This window comes from Cupriavidus sp. GW821-FHT07C08, from assembly GCF_059419025.1.
This window is the reverse complement of sequence record NZ_JBWKQZ010000002.1, coordinates 1-19,316: the sequence shown is the minus strand read 5'-3', so window position 1 is coordinate 19,316 and position 19,316 is coordinate 1. Positions and strand designations below refer to the sequence as shown.

Below are 19,316 nucleotides of genomic sequence, written 5' to 3'. Positions count from 1 at the left end.
GACGGGTCCATTGCTCGGCTCATGCTATGCAGAACGGCCCACACGAATGGCGGCTTGGCTGGAATAGGAATCGGATAAAGGAGTCAGTGGATGTTTGATTTCGGATCGTTGGCGAAGACGACGGCGGCTGAAGTGCCGGCGACGCTTGCCGAATTGTTCAAGCAACTGGATAGAAGGGCTACCCATACGGGCTTGCGCCCGGCGCAGCTTGCAGCGCTCGCTGCGTTGGATCTGCAGCTCGTACAGCGCGACGTGATCATGAAGCTCAGCACGGGCTCGGGTAAGACCATCCTCGGCCTGATCTATGCGGAGATGATGCGCCGCAAGTACAAGGGGGAGCCCGTCGTCTATCTGTGCCCGACAAGGCAGCTTGTCGAACAAGTTGTCGCCACTGGGCAGGCAATTGGCGTGAGTGTCTCCACCTTTGGCACCGGCCTTCCCTACGCGGCCATGAGCGGTGATGCCATTCTTGCTTGCACGTACGACAAGCTGTTCACAAGCGGCTCAGTCTTCGAGAGCCAGGCGATCCGGCCCTCGGCCATCGTGCTCGATGACGTGCATGCTGGCACCGAACGTGTGCGAAAGTACTATACCGTCCAAGTGCCGGCAGAGTGTCTCGATCAGCTCCGGACTTTGCTTAGGCCCTTGTGCGAACCAACCGATGCTGCGACGTGGGCCGGCATCATGAAGAATGATGTCGCTTCCCTGTATGAAGTGCCGTACTGGATCTGGGCACAGGTGTGCGGTCAGGTGGCACAGATACTGGATCCTCACAAGACGGAAAAGTCGCTGCGGTTCACCTGGCCAAACATCGCGCGCTATCTCGAACTGGCGCGCTGCTGCATTTCGGGCGTGTCCGCCGAAATTGTGCTGCAGGTCCCGCCGGTTGAGGAGGTGTCCGCCTATGCCGGAGCCAAGCACCGGCTGTTCATGTCGGCCAGTATCAAGGATATCTCGGGGCTGATTGCCGTGCTGGGTTGCGACCCAGCGGCGTACGGGCGCATTGTCGAGCCGGCTGAAGATGAGGGGGCCGGTGAGCGCATGATCCTGCCGACATCCCTCATCAGTGCAGAATGCAAGAAGGAGGAGATCGCCGCCGTCTGCGCCCAACTTTCCAAGCAGACCAACGTCGTCGTGCTGACAACCTCGGCGGCACAAGCGAAGACCTGGACCGATGCTGGTGCCACGTTGTCTCAGGACACCGAGTTCGCCGGCGCACTGGAGCGGCTTCGCACCACGATCGGCAACTATGTCGTTTTTGCGCAGCGCTTTGATGGCGTCGACTTGCCCGACGACGCTTGCCGCATTCTGGTGATCGACGGTATCCCGAGCGGTGAGCGCATCACCGACCAAGCCGATGCTTTCCGTCAGAAGGACAGTCCCGAGTACGAAGTCAGAACTGTCAACAAGTTCGAGCAGGCACTGGGGCGCGCAGTCCGGTCGAGCGCGGACTATGCGGCGGTCCTGTTGGTTGGCCCCGACATCGCGGCATTCATCGGCCGCAAGAACGTCGTCGCGCTTCTTGAAGCGCGGACGCGTCTGCAACTGGATCTCGGTCGAGAACTTGCACAGAACGCGGGAAAGGGCAGGCCTATTTCCGCCGTGATCGCGGAGATGGGGCAGGCCCTGCTGGGCCGCAATGAGGGCTGGAAGGAAGCGCACCGTGTGCGCGTCAAAGTTCAGGCAAGGCAGCCCAGACCAGCTGCACTGACTCCATTCGAAGCGGCTGCGGTGGCGATGCGGGAAGCGTGGATGCTGGCCAAAGCCAAGAACTTCCAGGGGGCGGTCACCCGCTTGCGGGAGGCGGCGAACGCGTCCCAATTGCATCCTATCCAGAAGGCCGAGATCCTCTATTGGGTTGCGACGTATCTCAATCAGTTCAGTCCCGCCCAAGCGGCGGAGACGTACAAGGCCGTCTTCGCAGCGAACACCAAGTTTCCGCGACCGGAGCAGGTCGCAGATCGCAAGTTCGCGCGGCTGACCAATCAGGCAATTGCCGTGTGCCAGGCGTTCAGCAGCTTTGCCTCTGCCAATGCAGCTGTGGCGCGATTGGACGAGGTCCGTGCGAAGCTTTCGTACGGCAATTCGGCAGAGGTCGTCGAGCGTGGTCTGCATGAACTAGGCGAACTGCTCGGCGCGACCTCCAATCGCCCGGAGAAGGAGACCGGTCGGGGACCGGATGTTCTCTGGCTGTTCGATGACTGCGGGCTCTGCATTGAAGCGAAAAGCGAGAAGACTGCGCCCATCTTCAAGACAGAGGCAGCGCAACTCGTCCTCAGCATGCAGTGGTGTGATGATTCGCTGGCCCCAGGTACACCCAAGCCAGTACCGGTGTTTGCGACCAATGTCACGGCAGCCGACCGGGCAGAGGACATTGGCTTCGGTCCTCGCCTGCTGAGCGAAGCGGTGCTGATGAGCATCATCGATCGTCTGCGGCAGGTTGTGCTAAGCCTTACCTTCGATGGGCCGCTCTTCACCGATCCAGCAACGGTTGGCCGGCGGTTGAATGAGTGCGGCGTTGCTGGTGCCCAGATTGTCGGAAGTCTGCCAGCGATGAAGCCGTAGTTCATGGCGGTGACTTCGGCCTCCCCGCCCGGCGCCCTGGAGCTGATTACACGGGCATCAGCCCTGCGCGCCTGGCCGCAGGGAATTCCGTCGGCGGACATCACCTGACGCTGGCGCGCGGCCGATGTCGATTCGATACCTTCGCAGGGACGCTGCCCGGCCACTCGGATGACGGCAACGATGGCAGCAAAAGCTGAGCGGGCGGACTCGATCCGCTGAATCCAGGCGCAGATGGCCGACTATGGGTTGACACTGGAGGAACTGGAGGCGGCGGGGTGCTTTGATCCGCCCCCGCTGCCACCCTCACCGCCGGTGGTCTGCTATCGCAACGCGGAAGGGCTGCCCTGGGACGGGCAGGGCGAGATGCCGTCGTGGCTCAAGCGGGCGGTCAATGCGGGGCAGAGCGTGGAGTTTTTCCGGGTCGGATAAGGCGTTCGCACAGAGCGGGGTACCGGGGTGCTGAAGATTTCAGGTTGCCGAGGATTGGCGGACTCCTTTCGAATCCCGGGCGCCCCTCAATGGGGTGCCATGGCCCGGGCGGTTTAGCGAAGCTCGCTTCAATGCACGATTAATGTTCTGCAGAAGTTGTCACAATCTGGACGCGTGAATGCAGTTCCAACGTTCAACGCGCGCGAGGTCGCCGATCGTGAGCATTAACTAGGATACACTAGCACGTCTTGCTACGGACATGCCGCACTGGAATTGTAGCGACTCCACAGAATAACAGTGCTGTGACAGACGAGGGAGATGGCTACGTCAACAAGTGGTATGGGTCAAGTTCTGGCTCGAGCAGGTCATACATCCGACCCTTGGGGGCGGTACTACACCACGCCCATTGTCAGCCAATCATTGGTTGATAGGATCGAGGTAGCCAAGCCGAAGCTAGTTCTTGAGTTGGGCTCTGGCTCTGGCTCCTTGTGCACCGCTGCCGCGACTCGCTGGCACAAAGCCCAGTTGGTGACAGTCGACGTCGACAGCCGCGCTCCGAAGGCCCTGGATGCCGACATGGTCGGGACCGGCCGCCGACACAGTCATTATGTCCACGACGTGCTCGACGCTGCGCTATCCGACAAGATTGGCTTGGCTCCCGGCACGGTGGACGTGGCAGTCTGCAACCCGCCGTACATTCGGCCCAAGTGGCGATCTGATTTTGGCAAAATTCTAGAGGATGCCGGATTGTCAGGCACGCTTGCCTCGCTGCACGACGCCGGCGCAGACCTTCTCTTCCTTGCTCAGAACTTGCGCCTATTGCGCAAAAACGGAAAGCTTGGGCTGATCCTTCCTGACGGCCTTATCACCGCCGAACGATTCTCCGGAGTGCGAAAGACCCTGCTTCGACAACATTTGATTGAGCAGGTGGTTCAGCTACCGCGTGGAGTGTTCAAGGGCACTGAGGCTCAAACCTACCTCGCCGTGCTGTCTAAGAGCGCCGGCGAGACGAATCAAGTGACGCTTAGGCAGATGGATTCCGACGGGCAACTCAGCGTGCCGATCGAGATCCTGCAGGAAGCGGCTGTCAAACGGCTCGATTTCACCTTTCATGCGCGAGTCGTGTCACCTCAGCGAAGTGGCGAAGGGCCGATGCGGATGTCCGTACGCCAAGCATTGACGGACGTCGTGCGAGGGACAGTCTGTTCATCGTCAATTTCAGCGTTCCCGGCTCCGGTGTTCCACCTCGGCGACTTTTCAGAACCGCTAGGCGAGCACGCCGTGAGGGTCGTGCCTAAGCGCTTTGCGCTTAGCGAACGCAAAGCTCAGCAAATGTTGGAAGAGGCCCGGCTGGCGCTGCCGGGCGACATTTTGCTTGCTCGCGTGGGCCGATCCCTTGAAGACCGACTAGCCTTGGTAGTTCACGGACCATGCGTTATTAGCGATTGCATCTTTGCGTTGCGTGCGATGGATGAACATCGCGAGCGCCTGTATCGGTTCTTCGACAGCGATCTGGGTAGGCATGCCCTGGCTTCTTCCGCGCATGGTGTGGCTGCAAGGTTTATGTCGAAGACCAACTTGTTCGAGATTCAGTTCTAACCTGACTCACGATGTCGCAGATTCCTCAAATCGGTAGCTTCGACCAGCTTTCCGTCGAGCGGGCGGTTCACTGGCTTAGTCGCACAGGCGTGCGGTCCCCCCTTAGCGTTGAGCGCATCAAGCAGTGGGTCAAACAATTTCAAGCGCCGGAAGAAAAGACACTAGCCTGGCTGATCCTACGAAACCTGATTTTTCGTACTAACGAGCAGTTGCAGTCTTCCATGCGGCAGGCCCTGAAACAGGCGACCATCCACTTTGTCGATCAGCTAGGCCTGCGGGAGAACGTTGCGTGGAATGATGCGCTTAAACGCCACGCTGGTCTGACCTTCTACTGCGGTCCGCCGTCGCTTCCGACTTTCGGCTTGCCAACCCAGCCCGGAAAGAGCGGTGACCTGATCGCCAGGTTGATTAACCAGCGGTATGGTATAGACAAGCAGTATCCCTCTGACGTCAAAGTCTTGCCGCCAGATGAACGATTCATCGTCGTAGACGACGGAACATATACAGGCGTCCAGCTTGCGAACTTCCTGCGGGGATGGGATATCGATTTTTCTCATGGGCGCGTCGCGATCGCTGTTGCGATGGCTCACAAGACGGCTTGCGAGCATCTAAAGAAGGAGTTCCCGAACGTGCCGCTAATTTATGGCGAGCTCCTGACCGCAGACATGTGCTTTCAATCTCTGTCTCAAAAGTGGATTGAGACCGGGCAATGGAGCTATGAGAAATCCCCGCTGGAAGTCTATGATGACGTGCACAAGCGCAATCAACCTTTTGCGAACGGAAATGGCGGCAACGGCTATGGCAATATCGGGGCACTGGTCGCGTTTGAGCACGGAGTGCCGGATGATTCGATTCAGCTACTTTGGGACGTCTCCCCGAGTTGGAAGCCGCTGGTTGAACGGTGAGCTTGACCATGCAAATTAACGCCTCCATGCTAGCGCGCACGCGCGCCGAGGAACATGACGCCGATGTATGGGGTGAATTCTTTATTCCACCCTATTTCGACCGATTGGCACTGACGACGGCCACCAAGTCGGCCTACATCACTGGCAAGCGTGGTTGTGGCAAGACCATGCTGCTGAAATATTTCGATTACCACACGGCGTTCTCGAAACGCAGGAAGGACATTCCTGCAGACGCTATCGACCATATCGGGATCTACTGGCGTGTCGACACCCAGTTCTGCAGCTCGCTCAAGCATCGAGGCATAGAGGACACCGAGTGGAGCGTCGTCTTTGAAAGCTACTTCGGGCTCGTCATCGCCACCGAGTTGCTCCGTGCGGTCGAAGCCATTGCCAACAGTTCTTTTCCGAATTTTAATTCGGACGACCTCGCGGCTCTCACGCTTCCTAGCGCCGCCGACTACTTGGACGATGCGCCAACAGGCGTTCGGCAGTTGGTCCAATACCTAGAGTCGATAAGACGCAAGTTCACGACGTGGGTTTCCAATGTGAAAGCGATGGACTGTCCCGTCCTGCCACCCGGGCGAGACTTCATTTTGTCGTTGGTGGGTGACCTCCGCGCAAAAGCTTCGTTGGCAACGCTTTCTGTCTTTGTTTACGTAGATGAAATCGAAAACCTCGTGCCATATCAGCGGCATGTCCTGAACTCGTTCCTAAAACACAGCCAGCGACCGCTGATCATCAACTTCACGTCAAAGGAACATCCCTCCAACAACGATACGTCCGGCCCCGAGTCGATTAACGCCACCCACGACTACCGGTTGGTTGACCTCGACTACTATCTGGAGCTTAGCGGAGCTGCCATGCCATTCTTTGCCGAGGTTTTCCTCGGCAACCTGGACATTGCGGCTGGGCGATTTGATAGTGAGTTGCTCGACGTTGTTTGTTCCCATGCACGTCTAGCCGAGCGCCAGAAGCCCCAGTACCAAAGGGAGGTCGTCGCGGACATGCGCACGCGATTTCCCGACGTCACTGACAAGCAAATTGCAGCGAACGCGCTTCAAGTTCAGACGCTGAAGGAAAGCCTTTATCGCCGGATAAGCAAGGCACTCAAGGATCGCAGGAGCAATTTGGCTGTTGAGGACTTCCTGTTTGAAGGTGCGCCTGCGGAAGCGTTGGTGACGCTCCCCGCGTTGTTAAACCGGGAAACGCTGCTTCCAGACAATGTTCTGGCGGAGCTCAAGAAATTCTCCAAGAACCGCAAAGGCTCCTTCGAGTCCACATGGATACACAACAATCTCTTCGGGGCGATTTTGGAGCTGTATCGGCCATTCGCCCGCGAATGTCCGCTGTACAGTGGCTTCGACACGCTTTGCACGATGTCGAACAACAACCTTCGGAATTTTCTAATCCTTTGCTACAAAACTCTCGAGGTCGCAGAGCTGCGCGATCAGATTGAACCACCCTATGCAGTTGATATTCAATGCCGGGCGGCCTATGACGCCTCCGAACAGCTGATCAAGGAAATCCGTACCTTCGGGCGTTTCGGCGAGCAGTTACGAGTGTTTGTGCTCAGGTTAGGAAGCATTTTCAGAGCACTGCAAGCCAGCCCTGCGATGAGCGAGCCTGAGCAAAATCAGTTCACAATCAACTCTGGCGGCCGTCCTTTGCAGGGTGACGAGCTAGCATTCATCGCGGAGGCGCTACGGCACGGGGTTTTGGTCGAGCAATTGGAAACCAAATCCAAATCGGGGGTTGGCCAGGATATCGTGGACTATCAGCTGAATCCAATCTACGCGCCATACTTTCAGATCAGCTACAGACGAAAGCGCAAGCTAGAAATATCAGTGGAGCAGTTTCACATGCTTATCATGGGCAACGAGAATGAGTACCGCGATCTCGCGCGCGGGCTTGCGCGCCAGCTGTCGGATACCGATGCGCTTCAGCTCGGCCTGCTGTTGTCATGAGGGTCCGGTTCTTTTCAGTCTCTGGAAGCAGCGCCGCCGACCTCAGTCTTCCAGACGACATCGTCCTGTTGCACGGCGAGGAGCTTGATGAGCGCGGTGAGTCGGCATGCGGGTGCGCGCCGAAGGACGCCCGCGTGATGCTCAGTTTTGGTGTCGAAGACATGTCCCTTACAGTCGGCGGCGAAACGAAACCGAGTGACCTGGCAGTTGAGTTGCTCAGTGGATACGACTGGCGCAAAGTGTTTCTGGAAGCCACTACGCTCGGCTTCGCGGAGCTGTTCTGCGCCGCCAACGCGTTGCTGGCCAGTGGCGCGACGACAGTGAATATCATCTACGTCGAACCGGGGGAATACACGCGGGTTAGCAAAGGCGCCGACCAGTTCGCCCTGTCCGAACCGACGCGCGGCTATGTTGCCATCCCCAACGCGATTGTCGATCTGTCCAGCGAGGAAGTCGAAGCTGGTGTCTTCTTCCTGGGCTTCGAGCCTGAAAGACTTGACCGAGCACTCGAAGAGTACCAGATGATCACCTCGAAGGACGTCAAGCTGGTTTTCGGTATACCCGCCTACCATCCCGGGTGGGAGCTCGACGCTATCATCCCGCACCTGCCGGCGTTGGAGCAGCACAAGCTGCAACTCGACTACTGCTCGGCCAACGACCCGGAAGCGGCGTTCGAGTGCCTTGAGCGAACACGCGACGCTCTCGGCACCGACAGACGGATGTTTGTCGCGCCGATCGGCCCTAAGCCCTGCGGCATTGCGTCAGCGATTTTTGCGAGTGTCTATCCTGAGCAAGTTGGTTTGCTCTTCGATCATCCGCGCCGCAAGCAAAAGCGGTCGACGGGAGTGGATCTCTGGCACCGCTTCACAGTGACGGTGGACCGCGGCGACGACGCGGCCCCAACCGCTACGGCCGGTTGACGCGTCAGGTCTTGGCGCTGCCAATCGCCGCTTGAAGCAGTTCCTTGATTTTCGACTCCGGCTTCCAATAGTTCGGCCCCTTCAGGAACTTCCCATTGCTGTCGTAGATGGGCTTGCCGTCAGCCCCCAGCTTGCTCTCATTGCTATCCATGATCACGCTCAAGACATCCTCGAGTGGGATTCCGTACTTCAGCGCTTCTGATCGGCAGTAGACAATCACGTCACCCAGCAGGTCAGCGACCGCGACCAGCACATCGATGGGCTCAGCCTTACTTTCACAGGCCGCGATGATCTCGTCGATCTCGTTTACCTCATCCAGGAGGGTTGTCTTGAACTTGCGCAGCCGATCGGCTGGGTCCGCCGGCAGAGCCGGCGTCGGCTGCGCCGGCAGCTTGTACATCGCGTTCATCTCGGCGATGCGCTTTGCAAAGGACGGGTTGCTCAATCTTATTCTCCAATAAAGTCTGAAGGGTCTACGGTAACAGAATCGAGGCGTAGAACCTTTCTAGAATACTAATCAACGTCTCTGCGCACTGCGGGGGTGCAGCCCGCGGATCTGCTCCAAGTCGTACACGTTCACCTGTTGACAGCTGGCGGGCGAATAGCGGAAATCTCCGCATTGTTCCTTGTCAAATTTTCCGATCGCGCCGCGCCACTTTCAGCCTTAAGCGATCGTGCGCCAGTACCCGATGGAGTGCGTCCTTGCGCCTTCGTTTCATACTCGACCTCGCCAGAGATACTAAAACATAAATTGGTCCGCTGTCTGCCTCGATCCTGGCGATCTACGGAGCTTGGGTGGCGGTTCGCGACTCGATGCAGCCGTCCACGGGCTGGTTCAGTAATGACCGCCCCTCTGCCGCGAACCGACATATCGGAGGGGAAGGCGCCGAGCACCTCTTTCTGACCAATCTTGGCAGGATGGAGCTGCGGAACTGCGAGCGCCCCGGGCCGACCGTTCTCTGCGGTTCGGATGCGTCTTACTGAGCGTCCGACCCAAGGCACTCTAGTCCGGTGCATCGTTCGAATAGTCCGGACCGATCGTCCCAACGTCGAAGTGAAGGCCCGACATCTTGACAGTGATCTCCGTAACGTCGTCCGCCGACAGCACCTGGGTTTCGTCTGCCGCGAAATCCTCGAGATAGAGCCCGATCGAAAGATCGGCTCTCACCTCGGTTTCACTCGTCGCATAGGCGTGGCCAACCGGTACGTCATCCTTGTCGATTGAGTCGGGAACAAAGAAGTCGAAGGAAAATCTCCCCTTTGCGACGAAGTCGACAGATACCGAAATGACTGCGTCGCTATGGTCGGCGGAGAGCACTGCCACATTTGCCGCATCAATCGCAAGCGAGCCGCGCTTTGGATAGAGTTCGACGACCTCGTCGTTAAAACCGCAATATGAGTCGGCATCGACGAAGGGAGAGTGGTCATCAAGGTGGAACTGGATGCTGGCTTCAATTTTCTCTTTGGCGGCTTCCGACTCAAGCCAGATGGCGGCGGCAGCGCGGACACGATCGGGCAACTTTTCGCCCCGTACAAGGACCAAAGCTGCGAGAACATCTTCGAGTTCAGGTGTGATGAGTAGGCGATCAGACTGATTGCTGTAGCGCTCCCAGTCGCCGTCCTTCGTAACGCAAAGCACTTTCGTATCGTTCTTATTCGCCCATCCTTCGAGGCTGAGCAGAGCGATTGCGTCCGGAAACTCAGCTTTCTTTTTTCCGCCTGGCTCAAATGGCGGCTCCGAAGCGAAGTATCGATCCATCACCGACTCAAGCGACGTGTAGTCGGAAGCTTGAATCACTGTCGCCGTCACATTCGCGAAGAAGGCGTCGAGCGCCTTCTTCGCATCCCGATCATGCTCGTGGATGGCGCGCGCGACAGCGCTGACCACCTCGTCGGCGGCAAATTTCTTTAGATGCTTCAGGACCTTCGAGTCGAAGGCTTTCTCCTGGCCAAACTTTTCCCGCAGATGACTTTCCATTTCCCGAGCAATAACGTCCGGAACCAACAGCCGCTTGCCGGCCTGCTCGACTTGCCGAAGCAACGGGAGGTTGCCATCATGGATGTTTTGCCCTTCCTCATCGAACACGTTCGTGTCGATGGCAATCGCCCCGACACGGCCGCGGGCCAGCCAGTCTTTGAGTTCCTCTTTATGCACTTTCTCAGAGTTTCAAGTGATATAGTCTTGGTATGGTACAGGAGCAGCGCCGCGCTCATGCCCGACTGCACCTAGATAGTAATGTCGGGGGTAGGTTCCATGCTATTGCCTTTGTGATCCACCGAGGCGATGCGATTCGGACATGGCCCGCATCTTCTGGGTGCACCAGCGTGAGGCCCCGACAGGAAGTAGCTGTACCCGGTTCGGGCGAGCCGTCTACGCGCTGACCATCGACATCCTGTGCGCCAACTACAGCCCGACCGCGGGCCGCGTCGAGGGATGACCGGCGTGCTGCAGGACTGCTTCCCGGACGCTGCTGGCGGGGTAGTCTTCATCCCAATGCAATTTACGACTGGACTCTGGAGGGTGAGTAGCTGTTTTTCTTAAATTTTGTGTTTGGCTTTGCTTCCGGAATTCTGCTTAGTCCGCTGCAACTGATGCCTTTCATTACGGTGTGAAATGGTATCTGGCCCTACCCGCAACGCAATTGAGTTCGGGAACCGTCGCAAATTGCACCAAAGTCAAAGCCACCACCGCTTGAGAGACGACCACGAACAGAATTGGATTGTGAACCGCCCCGGGTATCGAGGAGGCTGTTTGGTTTAAGTTGATGCCGGCGCGGCAGCGGTGTCGCTAAGTTGCCGGTAGTAGTTTGCCTCAGCTTCGGCCGGCGGGATATAGCCGAGGTGTTCCATCAGGCGGTGGTTGTTGAACCAGGCCACCCATTCCAGGGTTGCAAGCTCCACGGCCTCACGGGTTTTCCAGGGGCCACGCTTGTGGATCAGTTCGGCCTTGTACAGGCCATTGATGGTTTCAGCCAGCGCATTATCGTAGGAGTCGCCACGGCTGCCGACCGATGGTTCAATACCGGCCTCCGAGAGCCGCTCGGTATAGCGAATGCTGACGTATTGCGACCCCCTGTCCGAGTGGTGGATAAGTGTCCCATCATTGTCGGGCTGACGCGCGTAAAGTGCCTGTTCCAAGGCATCCAGTACGAAGTCCGTGGTCATCGAAGTGCTGACGCGCCAGCCAACAATACACCGGGCGAACACGTCGATCACGAAGGCCACGTATAGCCAGCCCTGCCAGGTTGAAACATAGGTGAAATCACTCACCCACAGTTGGTTGGGCCGTGTGGCGTGGAACTGGCGCTTGACGCGATCCAGCGGGCACGGCACCGAGTCGTCGGCCACCGTGGTGCGCTTCTTCTTGCCCCGGCACACCCCCTCCAGGCCAAGCTGCTTCATCAGTCGTTCGACCGTGCAGCGCGCCACTGCCATGCCTTCCCGGTTCATCTGTTTCCAGACTTTGTCCGCACCATAGACCTGCATGTTGTCCTCCCAGACCCGCTTGATCTCGGGCCTCAGCCGCTCATCACGAATCGCCCGGGCGCTGCGTCGCGACGGATCGCGAAGCCGAGCGGCATGGCGCCGGTAGCACGACGGGGCAATCTGCAAGACTTTGCAGATCGGCTCGACCCCGAAGACATCGCGATGTTCATCGACGAAGGTCTTCAGGACTTGAGCCGGCGGTCGAGCTCCGCCTGGGCGAAAAACGCGCTGGCCAGCTTCAGGATCTCATTGGCACGGCGCAGCTCTTTGTTCTCCCGCTCTAGCTCCCTGAGGCGCTCACGCTCGACAGTCGTGACGCCATCCCGCTGCCCACGGTCAATCTCCTCACGCTCAACCCATTTCAGCAAGGTATGGCCCGAGCAGCCAATCTTCGGGGCGATGGCGTTGACCGCCGCCCACAGCGACGGATGCTCTCCACGTTGTGCCAGCACCAGGCGAACGGCTCGCTCGCGGACTTCGGGGGAATACTTGTTCTGCTTGCTCTCAAGAGTTGGAGCCTCCTCAAAACCCGGGGCGGTTCATTGTGCGAAAACGGTGCCCATCGCTGACCGCTGGCGCTGCGCGAGCTAGCGGAGCCTGCCGCGCTTACCGCCCGCGTGCGTTCTCCAGCGTGCCAGGCAAACTGCCCATTGGGGTCGGGAACAAAATGCTGCAAAATCCAGGAACAAAATTATGCAAACCAACGATTCATGTCAGTTTGCACGATTTTTTTCCTGCTGCTGCTCCGCCGGCACGCCGATTGAGCGATGACGGTAACAAAGTTGCTTCAAGAATCGCTGCAGGAAATTGTTCTTCCGGCCGATGTTTGAAGCCATTTTGTAGCTTGCCCGAACGCATCGTTCAGTCGCCAGCCTGGATCTTGGCGACAGCGCGCGACGAGAACGTACAGAATTCGGTTGTGCGAAAACGATGACTGTCGATGTTAGGCGCTGCGCGAGCCGGCGAAGCCTGGGCACGCTTGCTCATTGGCGAAAAAGCTTGATGTCCTCCAGCATCGCTTGGGGATAAGCTGGCGGCAGGATCGGGCCGAAGTGCAAAGAGCGTCCGGTGCAGTACGGTCCACCGACGCTCAATTATCAAAATATCGGTGTGAGCAGTGCCGAGGTGCTCATTACTTGAGCAGGAACTCACTACCCCCTACCGAAGAGGTATGAAAGCCTTGCAAGATTTGCCGTACTACATGCTTAGGCGCAATTGTCGCCGTACAAGCAAACTATCATTGTAAGCACATGCATCCCGCACTTGTTAAGTCGTTTGGCGGCCTTTCGCTCCAAAGCTATATTCGCCACTTCCTGTTCGGCCTCATCTTCCCAGCGATCTTCATATTTGCCTGGAGCCATAGCAAGAGTGAGTGGATGTCACTCGCGATGGTGCTCTTCCTAAGTGTGAGCTCGCTTCTCTACCCCTACTCACGCTTTGTCTACGAAGGTGTTGTCAGCTATATCCTTGGTAACAACGCCTTCTTCATGAACGCGTTCTTGATGCTCCTTGCCAAGTACATCACTATGGCGTTCTGCTGGGTTTTTGCGGTTTTCGTAGCTCCCGTTGGGCTACTCTATCTCTACTTCACCGCCGACAAGCGAGCATCGCAATGATGCCCCGTAGCCCGTTCAAGAGCTTTTGAACGGGCTACGTTAGGCGCATCCGTCCTGCCCCAAGCGAACTAGAAGCTCACGCGGTGCCCAGCCTATGGCTTAACGGCGTACGTTGCATGGCCTTCATGGCGGCCTGGAAAATTTTCCAGACGGCGCGAGGTCGACTGCCTTACAGCCGGGGCTCTCTGGCTCAATTGGCCTTCACCTTCCCCGCATGATTTAGGCGGAGGGATCTCTGGCACTTCCGAATGGACAAGAAAGACAAGGACATCCAATGGCTGGGCGAAGAGGACGCCTACCTTGGCCCCGCCGCGCGGGCGGGGCTCGGTATTCTGTTCGAAAGCAATGATTGGACCTGGTGGAACGACCCTGGCGACGCGCGTGACGCGCTGGAACGTGCGGTGCCAAAGAGTGGTCTCGCCAAGTGGGGCGGCGACGCGAGCGTGATGGAGGCCGACAAGTGGGTGGATCCGCTGGTCGCCATCTCTATTGCCCGGGCGTTCGCGTCGCTGAATCGTCGCGGGCCGCTGTGCATCAAGGTGGTCAGGTCGGTATGGAGTTGGCCAGGACATGCCGAAACCGTCAATTCGGTCGCCCTTGAGCTCTCGACGGTCGTGGGGCCTGAGCGCGTCTTCGCGGACTGGCCACGGAACACTCGACCCCGTTTCCCATTGACTGCGACCGAGCAATCGCCGCTGCGCGTCATCGCAGGCACTCGGTTCGCGCTCGATCGCCTTCGCAGCGACGAGGTATTGCCTCGCCACGTCGTCTGGCGTCCTGATGCCAAGGTCGCCGACATCGTCGTTGCCGAATCGTTGGCGGCACTGGGCGATATGGTCGCGGCTCGGGTCGTGATCTTGTATGGCAGGCAGGGGGGAAATCTGCTGGCCCAGATCGAGAGTCTGCGGGACCGGTTCAGCGCGCAGTGCGTGATTCATGTCGACGTCGATGACGGACAGATCACCGAATGGCTCCGACTTCAGCTGACGTCATGGGGTGAGTTTGGACTGCCCCTCGGAGACGCCATTGAGGAAGCCAATGCTCAATCGAATGCCAGCGGCCGAATCTTGGCATCAACTCAAACGTTTATCGTGGGTAGCGCCCGATTCCTGCGCCAGAGTTTGATCAAGGAGAGGCGCGGCGATTACCTCGGATTGACCCATGCGCAGCGAGCAGCCCCGTCGCCAGAGGTCTTGCTGGATGCCCCCGAGCTCACGCCATTTTTGCCGACGATCGATGGCGAACGGCCGGGCACCGACGCCAAGCGTCACGTTCCACCCATGGAGAGGGTGCTGGATTCCCGTGTCCGGCAGGGCCATCGGGAGCTCGAGACTTGGCCTCTTCATGGCGTGGTGGACATCGTCGTCGATATCCGACTCAGGACGCCGTTGCACAGCCTTCGCCCGGCTTTCCCGGAACAGCAGGTCGAGTGGGACGGCGACAGTAAAGTTTTGATGGTCCACCTGCTTGAGATCGGAAGTGCTCCGGTCACTCGGCCGCTGACCGTGAGAAGGACGGGGGATTCCGAGGCTGTCACGTTTTCTCGCGAGATCAGGAACGGTCCCGTCGATCTGCGCCTCGTGGTGAGCGACGGCGCGCGCATTCTCCAGACCGCTCGCCTTCAATCAGCCCCTGGAGAGGCGATCCACTTCTTCATCGAGAATGTCGTGACGCCCGTTCATCGCAAGAAGCAGAACTTCGACTTGGCCCTGCTGGTCAACGACAGCCTCGGGAACCAGCCCAGCGTCGCATTGATTACCGCCGAGGGCGAAGCGATCTTCTCCCCGCTGACCGATACGGACACCGAGAAGGCCCGCAAAAAGCTGTTGGCTATCCTTCAACAGGCCGTGGTGGACCCCGAAACGCCGCTTGCGCCGATGCTGCTTGACCTGGCCAATCAGGGTTCCCTGCTGTTGTCCAGCCTCCGCGAGCTCGTGCCCACCTGGCCGGGCCAACTGACACGCGTCCAGCTGGTGACGCAGAGCAATGCCTTTTTCCCGATCGAGTATCTTTATGAAGGCACAGTGCCGGAGTCGAGCGATGCGGAACTGTGCTCACAACGCCACGGATGCCTGAAGAGCGGACATGCCATTCCGGGATGTCCCATTCGGGAGGCCGCCGTGCAGCTGTGCCCCATGGGCTTTGTCGGCGTGTCCGCGATCGTCGAACGACACACATGGAAGCCTGGACTTCCCGCGCCTCTGTGGAGACCGGCCGCACCAGGAGCACGGACGCGACTGGAGATCAAGGACTTGTCTACCGTCGCCTTCGCGGCAAGCGACCGCGCCGATGACTTCAAAGACGAAGACGTCGCTCCACACGCGGTGGTTCGACTCGCCGACATCGAAAAGTCCTTGGGGGTTCAAAGGCTTCCAACCTGGGCCCATTGGAAGGCCCGCGTCGCCGAACAGTCCCCGTCGCTGCTGCTGCTCGTGGTCCACATGGAGAATACCCAACTCTTTTTGGAAGAAGAGGTCGGCCTCAACCTGGCGGGGATATCCCGGATGCATGTCGGGATGGGGGCGCCCGTGGCAATCACCATTGGATGCAGCACCGGCTACGGAGACCTGCCGGGGGGCACCTTGCCGACGGTGTTGTTGAGGCATGGCGCGCGCATGGTCGTAGCGGCGATGACGGACGTGCTAGGTCGCCATGCCAATCGGGCGGCACGGGATCTAGCGATTGGGTTTCTCAGTGCGGCGAAGTCACCGACACCTGTTCTGGTCGGGGAGATCATGGGCACGCTGCGGCGCAAATTCCTGGCGGACGAGATCGCGCTTGGCCTGGCCCTGGTGGCATTCGGCGATGCCGACACGGTGCTCGGCAACAAATGAGCGGAGTGGAGAAGCGCATGTTTCGAATCAGAGCCATCCAAGCCGAACACGGCGACGCGCTGCTCGTCAGCTACGGCAACCCGGACCGGCCTCGCCATGTGCTAGTCGACGGCGGACCCGCTGGCACCCGGGAAGCGCTGCTGGCCGTACTGAAGCCGCTATGCGTCAACGGCCGGCTTCGACTGGAGGCTCTGGTGGTGACGCATTATGACCTCGATCACATCGAGGGGATGATCGAACTGCTGAGCGACCCGCCCGAGTGGCTCGACATCGCGGACGTATGGTTCAACGGCTATCAACACCTGCGACAGGCAGACAGGCTTGGTCCGAGTGAAGGCGACGCTCTGTCGAAGTTGATCCGGCGCCGGAATCTTCCCTGGAATCACGCGTTTCCGGATAGGGGCACGATCCAACAATCGTGTAAGGAGGTCATCCTTGAAGGCAAGCTACAGGTGCGGGTGCTGTCACCAGATGCCTTGGCGCTGAAGAAGCTGTCGGAGGAATGGGCGAATCCCGAGTTGCCGCCGACGGAGCCGCCCGCAGGCCCCGGTGACCGACTGGGACGCAAGGACCCTTGGCCCCCAGGAGACTTCTCACAGTTGTCCAAGTCAAAGTCCCGGTCCGATAGCTCCACTCCCAACGGCAGCAGTATTGCTCTACTACTGCAGTTCGGCGACAAGCGCATGTTGTTGGCCGCAGACGCGTTCGCCGAAGTGGTGAAGGCTGGGCTCGCGGTCCATCACTCGAAGCAAGAGCCGATCGATCTGCTCAAGGTGTCTCACCATGGCAGCAAGGCCAATACTGACCTGGATCTCCTGACGTCCCTCCGGTGCTCGCGATTCTTGATTAGCACGAGCGGAAAGAAGTACCGGCATCCCGACAACGAGCTGATCGCGCGGCTGATTGCCAAAGGCAAGCACCCAGAGATCTTCTTCAACTACGACGTGCCGCACACCTCGAGATGGCGCCTCAAACCGGAAGGGTGGCCGAGCTTCAAGCCCCTCTATCCGATGGCCGGCGAGCAGTTTGTCGAAGTTTCACTCTGAAGCCCACGGGACCAGTCTCCCCCTTCGATCGTAATCGGGGAACGGCCGCTTCGGCTAGGAACTGACTGACTCTTCGGGTCGACTGGCGTCAGCTGAATGGAAGGCGGCGGTCGGCGCAACCCATCTCCGCCGTTCGCTTTTCTGACGAGCGGACATCGAGCCGAAACAAGAGTCAGGTTGCCAGCAGCATTGGACTGGAGCCGCAAAGTCAACTCTTGTCTGGCTTCGCACATTCAAAGCGGAGGACGTTTCAGTCCAACCCATCGCTGCACGGAGGGCCTCTCCCACTGACGCGCAGCGTAGTCCATTAACCTTGTTGGTACCGGATCGCCATTCAGGATGAGGCGATTCAGCATTAACGCCAAATCTGTGTCGGCGATGCACCAAGCCCCAAAGAGATTTGGCGCATCTCCAGAGAGCAAAGCCTCGGCCGCACGAAACAACTTCTGCACCGCTGCATGGGCCGCAGGGGTAAGCGCCGGTCCGGACACCCCGTAGAACACCACCTCAGTTGAGCGTTCCTGTCGGATGGGCATCAGATCGCTGCGGAGCCAGGCTTGCACCTGGCGTGCCCTCGCGCGAAGATATCTGTCTTGGGGATATACGGGCGTTTCCGGAAAAGCATCGTCAAGGAACTCCGTGATTGCTGACGATTCCGACAAAGCGAAGTCCCCATGCATCAGCGTGGGTACGCGCTGGGTCAACGACTTGGCTGTATAGCTCTCGTCATAGTTTGCACGACTGCCGAGATCCACAGTCGAAAGTTCAAATGGCAATCGCTTTTCGTGAAGAGCCACAAAAGCCGACATGGCGTAGGGGCTAGCAAACTGAGCATCGGCATATAGGCGAAGACTATTTTCCTTCAACGTGATCTCCTTGGCGGGTCCGCTCGTGCGGAGCCTTGATGATATACGGCGAGTGACCGCTTCGCGCTGACAATGTGGAGGGACCGCTTATGGCCGGGATGGGGCGTTTGTTTCGTCATGCTACGATCCTCCGAAACGGACGGGGGGGACTATGGCAACAGAGACCTACGGGGGATACACCATTCGAGGCTTTGCGAAGCCCATGGGGGACGGCTCGTTCGAAGCTTCGGGGGCCGTAGAGAAGGGCACCCAAGTGCTGGAGACCTCCGATCCGATTGGCTTCTACCCGAGCTTCCAGCGGGCAGTCGCGGAAGGCCTCGTCTGGGCGAGGGCGTGGGTTGATGCTCATGTCTGAAACCTGAACTCCACCAGGCTCACTCACGGGTTGGCGATCCATGAGCCGGGGCCGTGGATCTGCTCCCACAGCGATCGGTAACTCCGCGGGCGTCGGTGCTTAGACCGGTGTTCGCGTAGTCTGCCCAGTCACCATCCGCGCTGGGACGGCGCTCGATGCCCTCGGCGATAACATTCGCTTCACTGCAGTCGGGGCGCACCGAGGCCTGCCGGTACGTACCGCGCAATCTCAGGCAACACCCGGGCGAGCAACTGGGCATTGAGCCGCCCGATCTCGGCACGCTGTACGCGCCTTATGATGTCACATCGACACGCTGGTCGAGCACAGACCTGCGCGTATCGGGCACTCGGCTTCGGCGCGATGACGGAGCATCAGCGCCGCTATGTGGTGCGCTGGTTCAAGGGCGATCTCGGGCAAACAGGATCGCAATGGCTTGCTGCGGGATCTCAAACGGTGGCTGTACGAACATCGCATTCTGCTGCAGCGCGATCGCACGCTGCGGCAACCGGTCGCGTTCAGGTGGCCGGGGAAGTCGAAACCACGCTGACCGGCGAGTTGACGCAAACCTTCGCGCACAACGTCATGGTACAGCTCGTCGGAGCCCGTTCGAAAAAACCTGGATTGTCTGCGACGGCTCACCTGTGATACAAGATAGCCGCACGTCTGGCGCAGGCCGGTGGCGTCATCTACAACTAGTCTTCCTTGGAACATTCAGAACATGGCAACAGGTA

At 58.9% G+C, this 19,316-nt stretch carries 16 protein-coding genes and 1 other annotated feature; of the genes, 11 read left to right on the top strand and 5 right to left on the bottom strand.

From position 1 onward, the window contains the following. Positions 1-90 precede the first annotated feature (90 nt). The 6 genes from AC07UK_RS03250 to AC07UK_RS03225 all read left to right on the top strand — a co-directional run bounded on the left by AC07UK_RS03250 (position 91) and on the right by AC07UK_RS03225 (position 8,382). Positions 91-2,565: a DEAD/DEAH box helicase gene (locus AC07UK_RS03250; RefSeq protein WP_058697632.1), complete on the top strand. Its 2,475-nt coding sequence runs from the start codon at positions 91-93 to the stop codon at positions 2,563-2,565. 231 nt (positions 2,566-2,796) lie between these two features. After that, positions 2,797-2,994 carry an H-NS family nucleoid-associated regulatory protein gene (locus AC07UK_RS03245; protein WP_233528051.1) on the top strand — a complete coding sequence of 66 codons (198 nt, stop codon included), beginning with the start codon at positions 2,797-2,799 and terminating at the stop codon, positions 2,992-2,994. 318 nt (positions 2,995-3,312) lie between these two features. Then, complete coding sequence (locus tag AC07UK_RS03240) at positions 3,313-4,593, top strand: HsdM family class I SAM-dependent methyltransferase (protein ID WP_081050238.1); 1,281 nt, start codon at positions 3,313-3,315, stop codon at positions 4,591-4,593. An 11-nt stretch (positions 4,594-4,604) separates the two neighbouring features. Then, on the top strand, positions 4,605-5,498 hold the full coding sequence (locus AC07UK_RS03235) for a phosphoribosyltransferase-like protein (protein ID WP_058697634.1): 894 nt from the start codon (positions 4,605-4,607) through the stop codon (positions 5,496-5,498). Positions 5,499-5,506: 8 nt separating this feature from the next. Continuing rightward, positions 5,507-7,462 (top strand): ORC-CDC6 family AAA ATPase, encoded by a 1,956-nt coding sequence (locus tag AC07UK_RS03230; protein ID WP_070940829.1) that lies wholly within the window; start codon positions 5,507-5,509, stop codon positions 7,460-7,462. Then, the gene (locus AC07UK_RS03225; RefSeq protein WP_058697636.1) at positions 7,459-8,382 is read left to right on the top strand and encodes a hypothetical protein; all 924 of its coding nucleotides are present in this window, start codon (positions 7,459-7,461) and stop codon (positions 8,380-8,382) included. Before AC07UK_RS03230 ends, AC07UK_RS03225 begins: the two co-directional genes overlap by 4 nt. 4 nt (positions 8,383-8,386) lie before the next feature. Here the strand turns inward: AC07UK_RS03225 and AC07UK_RS03220 are convergent, their stop codons facing one another. Together AC07UK_RS03220 and AC07UK_RS03215 are read right to left on the bottom strand one after the other, a co-directional pair. Next, complete coding sequence (locus AC07UK_RS03220) at positions 8,387-8,827, bottom strand: pyrophosphatase (protein WP_233528052.1); 441 nt, start codon at positions 8,825-8,827, stop codon at positions 8,387-8,389. Positions 8,828-9,385: 558 nt separating this feature from the next. Continuing rightward, the gene (locus tag AC07UK_RS03215; protein ID WP_058697637.1) at positions 9,386-10,537 is read right to left on the bottom strand and encodes a PIN domain-containing protein; all 1,152 of its coding nucleotides are present in this window, start codon (positions 10,535-10,537) and stop codon (positions 9,386-9,388) included. 142 nt (positions 10,538-10,679) lie between these two features. On the opposite strand from AC07UK_RS03215, the gene AC07UK_RS03210 reads away from it, so the two are divergent. Then, positions 10,680-10,820 (top strand): hypothetical protein, encoded by a 141-nt coding sequence (locus AC07UK_RS03210; protein ID WP_158577655.1) that lies wholly within the window; start codon positions 10,680-10,682, stop codon positions 10,818-10,820. A 319-nt stretch (positions 10,821-11,139) separates the two neighbouring features. On the opposite strand, the gene AC07UK_RS03205 is transcribed toward AC07UK_RS03210, so the two are convergent. Further along, positions 11,140-12,323 (bottom strand): IS3 family transposase gene (locus tag AC07UK_RS03205; protein ID WP_412459403.1). Its coding sequence is split into 2 segments (ribosomal slippage): positions 11,140-12,083 and positions 12,083-12,323, totalling 1,185 coding nucleotides; the frame shifts between segments, so codons are not numbered across the junction. After that, positions 11,980-12,096: a sequence feature (AL1L pseudoknot), on the bottom strand. It overlaps the preceding gene by 117 nt. 253 nt (positions 12,324-12,576) lie before the next feature. Beyond that, positions 12,577-12,726 (bottom strand): hypothetical protein, encoded by a 150-nt coding sequence (locus tag AC07UK_RS03200; protein WP_158577656.1) that lies wholly within the window; start codon positions 12,724-12,726, stop codon positions 12,577-12,579. 392 nt (positions 12,727-13,118) lie between these two features. Here AC07UK_RS03200 and AC07UK_RS03195 point away from each other — a divergent pair, with 392 nt between their 5' ends. From AC07UK_RS03195 to AC07UK_RS03185, 3 genes are all read left to right on the top strand, one after another. After that, complete coding sequence (locus tag AC07UK_RS03195; RefSeq protein WP_058697640.1) at positions 13,119-13,484, top strand: hypothetical protein; 366 nt, start codon at positions 13,119-13,121, stop codon at positions 13,482-13,484. 248 nt (positions 13,485-13,732) lie between these two features. Continuing rightward, the gene (locus AC07UK_RS03190) at positions 13,733-16,318 is read left to right on the top strand and encodes a hypothetical protein (protein ID WP_058697641.1); all 2,586 of its coding nucleotides are present in this window, start codon (positions 13,733-13,735) and stop codon (positions 16,316-16,318) included. Between the two features lie 17 nt (positions 16,319-16,335). Next, the gene (locus AC07UK_RS03185) at positions 16,336-17,364 is read left to right on the top strand and encodes a ComEC/Rec2 family competence protein (RefSeq protein WP_058697642.1); all 1,029 of its coding nucleotides are present in this window, start codon (positions 16,336-16,338) and stop codon (positions 17,362-17,364) included. A gap of 233 nt (positions 17,365-17,597) precedes the next feature. On the opposite strand, the gene yfcF is transcribed toward AC07UK_RS03185, so the two are convergent. Next, a complete protein-coding gene (gene yfcF / locus AC07UK_RS03180) occupies positions 17,598-18,230 on the bottom strand; it encodes a glutathione transferase (protein ID WP_081050239.1) in 633 nt (210 codons plus the stop codon). Between the two features lie 715 nt (positions 18,231-18,945). Here yfcF and AC07UK_RS03175 point away from each other — a divergent pair. Continuing rightward, positions 18,946-19,230: a hypothetical protein gene (locus tag AC07UK_RS03175; RefSeq protein WP_143010703.1), complete on the top strand. Its 285-nt coding sequence runs from the start codon at positions 18,946-18,948 to the stop codon at positions 19,228-19,230. Positions 19,231-19,316: the final 86 nt, after the last annotated feature.